7 protein-coding genes are annotated in these 5461 nt (G+C 47.1%); all 7 read right to left on the bottom strand.

Annotated elements, in window-relative coordinates; genetic code table 11:
• Positions 1-172, bottom strand: a 172-nt coding sequence (locus BVJ53_RS15490; protein WP_137295994.1) for a helix-turn-helix domain-containing protein, incomplete at its 3' end; no start/stop codon positions are given.
• A gap of 99 nt (positions 173-271) precedes the next feature.
• Positions 272-1033 (bottom strand): ABC transporter permease, encoded by a 762-nt coding sequence (locus BVJ53_RS13860; protein ID WP_129302911.1) that lies wholly within the window; start codon positions 1031-1033, stop codon positions 272-274.
• Positions 1030-1959, bottom strand: a complete 930-nt coding sequence (locus BVJ53_RS13855; protein ID WP_129302910.1) for an ABC transporter ATP-binding protein — start codon at positions 1957-1959, stop codon at positions 1030-1032. The genes BVJ53_RS13860 and BVJ53_RS13855 overlap by 4 nt, the downstream gene beginning before the upstream one ends.
• Entirely contained in the window at positions 1956-2171 is a 216-nt protein-coding gene (locus tag BVJ53_RS13850) for a PLD nuclease N-terminal domain-containing protein (protein WP_129302909.1), read from the bottom strand. The genes BVJ53_RS13855 and BVJ53_RS13850 overlap by 4 nt, the downstream gene beginning before the upstream one ends.
• Positions 2172-2260: 89 nt before the next feature.
• Positions 2261-3382: a helix-turn-helix transcriptional regulator gene (locus BVJ53_RS13845; protein WP_129302908.1), complete on the bottom strand. Its 1122-nt coding sequence runs from the start codon at positions 3380-3382 to the stop codon at positions 2261-2263.
• Between the two features lie 401 nt (positions 3383-3783).
• Complete coding sequence (locus BVJ53_RS13840) at positions 3784-4038, bottom strand: type II toxin-antitoxin system RelB/DinJ family antitoxin (protein WP_129302907.1); 255 nt, start codon at positions 4036-4038, stop codon at positions 3784-3786.
• A gap of 267 nt (positions 4039-4305) precedes the next feature.
• Positions 4306-5461 (bottom strand): MFS transporter (locus BVJ53_RS13835; protein ID WP_137295995.1); only part of this gene is annotated, 1156 nt, incomplete at its 5' end.

The following is a 5461-nucleotide window of genomic DNA, read 5'->3' as shown; positions in this document are numbered from 1 at the left end:
GTTTGGCCAGTGCGTCCACGCCACCCGCATCATACCGCTCTATCCACTGAACCACATGTGAAGGATGGACACCGTACTCTTCTCGAATGGCGTTAGGTGACATACCCCCCTTCACTAAACCAATATAGTAAAGCTTTTCTTCTACGCTGTATCTCGAACCTTTTCGGCCCATAAAAAATACTCCTTCCTCGGCAGACAAGCTTTAATTATTTGCTTGTCTACCTCAGTAGGAGTATACCCTCACATCATTCCGAATCGGTCGCATCTCTTTTTAAAGCTTCTTTTGATCCAAGACTTTGATCGCCGCCCAGAACAAACCGAGCGCAAGGACAACTGCTGTCACCATTGCCGGCCACAATTTCGTCAAAGCATCAGCACCCACAAGAATTTTCATGTTGTCACTGATTAGACTAATCGGATTAAAATGTTGCCACCCCTTGACCATCCGTGCCATATACAGCAACGCCACAACAACAACCGTAAAAAGCAGCCCACCATAGTTATTCGATGCGAGTATTGACCCAAGCACAAGCACGCTCAGAAAAAAGAAGCCAAAAATCACCAGCGGGACGAACGCCAGCACGACATGAGGACTGCGAGTATCGGGAAAATAATACGCCGTGTACGCCCAAGTCATGACAAAGGCGCTACCAACACACCAAAACCACAGCAGCAACCCCACGAATGCCTTGCCGATGATCACTGACCAACGTGGCAAACCTTTCGTTACGAGATTAACCAAGGTACCTTGTTGAATTTCCTGACTCACGTAACCGCCAAGCATGAGCGCAAAAACGTAAATGCCCATCTGTGTCATATTTTTATAGTATTGCGTCCACGAATCTAATGAAGTCGGCGTGGGCACGGCGATCTTCACACCGCCGAGGCCGCCTTTTAATAGCGCGGGCAACAGTTTTGCCATCAGCGGACTTAAAATACCAAAAATCAAAAACACAACGGTCAAAATCAGGAAGCGGTGGGTGCGCCAACTTTCAAGCCATTCCTTTTTGGTAAAGATCACTGCGGCTGTCATTGCACCACCTCCATGAAAATCTGGTCAAGATTGGCTTCCTCTTGGCTAAACGTCAGCGGGACCAGCCGCACTGCCAACAAAGCGGTTAAAATCCGGTCAGCTGCAGCGGCATAGATGCCTGCGTAAGCAACTGCCACTTCACCGGCACTTTGGGTCACCTGTTGCACATGATTGTGGTGTTGCAGCGGCATTAATAGCGTCGCCGCCTGTTTTGCCTGCACCGCGGTTTCAAACGTCAGTCGCACTTGAGGCTTAGCATACTGCTGTTTCAAGTCCGCCAACGAAGCACTGACCTGCAATCGACCTTGGTGCAAAATTCCCACATGATCACAAATCCGTTCCACATCACTCAAAATATGGGTTGAAAACAAAATCGTCGTCTGTCCGCGCAAACTCGCCAGCAAGTCTAAAAACTCAGTCCGTCCTTGGGGATCAAGCGCACTGGTCGGTTCATCGCAGATCAAAAGCTTCGGCATCGTTAACAGCGCTTGGGCAATCCCAAGCCGCTGCCGCATCCCACGGGAAAAACCGCCAATGCGATGCGAGGCACTTGCCAACCCAACCCGTTTCAGCATCGCAGTAACCCGTGAAGCCAACGCTGTCCCCCGCAAACCCGTCAATTGCCCACACATGCGTAAATATTCCGTGGCGGTCATGTAACCGTAAAACGCGGGCACATCCGGCAAGTAACCCGTTTGGCGATTTGTGGCCGTTTCACCAAAACGCACCTGCTCCCCGGCAACTTCGATATCACCACTATCAGCCCGGTCCAAACCCAGAATCAGCTTCATAGTAGTCGTCTTCCCGGCACCATTTTCGCCGACAAAGCCGTAGATCGATCCGGTGGGCACCGTTAAATTAAGGTCGCGGAGCACGTGCTTGCTGCCAAAACTTTTGCTGACGTGTTGCAATGTCAAAATGCTCACTGCTGATCCTCCCGTCCAAAGACAAAATACGCAATGGGGCCGATGATTTGGATGAAAATCACAATCACCAGCCAAAATGCGCGATTACCTATACGATAGTGCGGGTGACGTAACACCTGAATCACAGCGGCAAGCATTAACCCAAGCTCCAAAATAATCAGCGGCACCAAAAACGGCCAGTATGTTGTGAAAACTTCCCAATTAGCATTCATGTTATCAAGCTCCTCAAAATTCGCGCAGGTCATGCATTTTGCCCTCACGCTGCTCACTTGGTCAAAGCTCGACTTCTCCAGCCAACTGCTCACTCCCGCGCTTTGATCTGTTCCAATTCTTTTAGCAGTTGCTCAATAGGCTGTTCTTTTCGCAATTCCTTCAACGCCGGATTATTCAAAACAAACTCAATCAATGTTTGCTTCACGTGACCAGTTACGCGCGGTGTCTGCGGGCCTAAATCCAGTTGATTCAGCCACGGTTCAATCGCATCAAAGTAACGGTCACCATGAAGTTCCCAGGTAAATTTTGTTGTGGCCATGACCCGCACAAATAGCTGCAAAGTTGTCGTGACGGATTCAGTTTGATGTTGCTGAGCAAAGCCTTTCAACGCGGCCAATTGAAAGTTCGCCCACACTGCCGGATTCAGATTCACAAGATCAAAAGCCTCGGCAATCGCTTGCCCTCGCTGATAAGTGGTTTTTAAACGCTCTGGGTCTTTCCCCAGCAGTGTCATGTAGTTTGTCAACTGGCTCATGATGAGGCTTAAATCCTGCATCAACCCACTTTGACTCGTGGCAATCGCCCGCTGCAGATCGCCTTTTTGCTGAAAAGCCCCGGCAATTAAACTGTCAGCCGGCAACTGTTCCGGCACATACTCACCCAACAATGCCAACACATCATCCGGCCGATTAAGCAAAAGCAGGCTATAACCCTCAAGCTCAACCGCTTTAGCCGTCAACTGCAAGTCACGACCACTTTGCCGCACCCGAACAAACAGTTGCAGCGCCTCGGTCACATAAGTCTTCTTTTTGGTTTCCAACGAGTCACCGGGTAAAAGATCATAATGATTCAGCAACAGCAGCCCCATCTGTAGCAAAAAGGGATAGCACGCATAATATCGGCGAATCAGATTGTGGATCGAAGTCAACACCGTTTCCGCCGGCTGAGTTTCAAAAGCGTGCTTCATTGATGTATATACTCGCCGAATTTCCGCCGCACTCAGTTGAGCGTTGTAAGCCATCAATTTGTCGATGCTGACATCAAAATAGGCAGCTAAAATCGGCAGCAACGTAATGTCCGGATAACTTTGCCCAGTTTCCCACTTTGAAACCGAGGCCTTCGAGATCCCGATAAAATCCGCCAAGGCTTGCTGGGTAATACCCTTTTGTTTGCGGTATTTGCTAATAACCGCACCCACATTGATCTCCATTTGGCTTCCTCTTTTCTGTTTCTGACCTCATTGTACGGGCGCACGTCATCGATGTATATCGAGGCTTTGTAAACTTAGGAGCATTAAAATCAACCGTTGCGATACTTTCGAAGCAAAAAAATAGGCAGATCCATGATTCGTATGGGACTCCGAACCAACACCAGCCTCTTTTCCGAGGCTGCTGAAAAACTCGATAAAATGCAAATAAGTTGATCTTCAGTTCCACTTTTAAGCACATATTTGCCATAATGTGGTGGGAAAACCCCATAAAAGTGGCAAATATTAGTTCATTGTGGTGACCCGCATTTTAGAAAGAGACTTTTTCAGCAGCCTCCTCTTTTCCTCCGCTGCCTTCGACAAAAGCAGCATGGAAGCTCCTGAAATCATTCATCTTCATTGAGCTAGTCCTCAACTGCTTTTGCGTCCTTAAAAACAGTTACTGGTGTATCCCCGGTACTTTTAAGGAAATGTAGCGTCGCTTTCTCGCCCTCGGTTAAAGCTGGCTTGAATGGTAGCGCACCGGTAGCAACAATTCGCTTATACAACATCGTGATGACTGTCGTTGGCGTCAATCCGAGCCGCTCTAGGACCTGCTCAGTATCGTCTGCTAGTTCATTGTCAACTTGTACCTGAATCCTCTTCTTTTGAACCGCCATGGTAAACGTCCCCCCTCCTTGCAGTTTGTGCTCATTATCTACTACTTTTCAGGCAATTCTCAAATTTATCGATTTCCTCGGTTTTTAGACTCGTTTTGCTGCCCGCACAAGTTGAACCCGCGATACGCGTAGCAAAAAAACCTCAGACAAATAATCTTGTTTAAAGCCATTTGTCTGCGGCGAGTTACTCAACTCCGATCCATGTTAAGCAATTATCATGAGACTGTTGTTGCATTGAGCACCCTTCAAACATCAGCGTCACTTCTGTTAATCTCTTTTTTCCTTATTAGTCCTAAAAATAAAAAAGTACGAAAATGTGATCATGATTACCGTGAAGGCAGAAAACAGCGTCAACATTAAAACCGTACCCCATTGTTGAATAACAATACCGATCAGAGGATTGACAATCATGGTTACCAAACTAATGGCAAATGAAAGCCCTGATATCAAAGTGGCTCGCGCTGAATCTTTAACCCATAAATTCAGCATTTCCATAACAATTGGATCTAAAATATCAACCGTGACATACAGTAAGCAGGCGCCAACTAAAAAGGTGTAACGGTTTGGCTGCATTTGGAAGAACAACCCCACACAAAGCAAGCCAATGACAATCAATGACAGCGTCCGGTAACTTACTTTTGTGAGTCGGAAAGCTTGGGTTGCGACAAGTCCCCCGACAAAACTGAAAATCATAAAAATAATCCCATTTGCAGAAGAAGTGAACCCAAGATCAGACACATAAGATGGTAGCAGAGAAAAGATAGCATTAACCATAGCAGTGACAAGTGTTGTAAAAACAACAAGAAAGAGAACATTTGCCGACTTCCTCACTTCATCAAAGACCAGCAGGATATCCTTCACCTTTTCATGCCGCGAAGAGACGGAAACCGGTTCAGCGGAAGATTTTTCTTCCTTCATCGACACAATAATTCCGCCGGCTCCCACCAGCATAAATGCCTGAAAAAAATAGGGTGACATCTCATTTAAGGAATATAAATATCCGCCAATGAAGGTTGCTATGCCGGTTACAATCGCACCTATCAGCTGAATTCTGCCTCGAATCTTTGCGTACACTTCCCCAAAACCATCCCGCCGGATTGCTTCAAAAAACAAGGCAGTATCTGCGCCACTTAGAAGAGCATTGCCCACGCCTTCCAAAGCAAATGCAACCACAATAACAACAAATCCCAACTCATGATTCGTCAGGTTCACGCTAGCCATTAGTAATGGTGAGAGGATTAATAAAAGCAGCCCAATGCCAATGACCGATTTCTTCGTCAACCACCACTGACTAAAGTCAGTGGCTTGTGAGCAAACACCCTTCTTGCGAGTGCTTGAATCACAATTTGCACAGATACACCACTGCAGGCAGTTCGACGAACTGCTTTGTCTTACACGGCAATTACCAGTGCCTTTAGCGTCC

The sequence above is a fragment of the Lacticaseibacillus chiayiensis genome (genome assembly GCF_004123795.1).
Taxonomy (GTDB): Bacteria; Bacillota; Bacilli; order Lactobacillales; family Lactobacillaceae; genus Lacticaseibacillus; species Lacticaseibacillus chiayiensis.
This window is presented reverse-complemented; position numbering and strand designations above follow the sequence as displayed.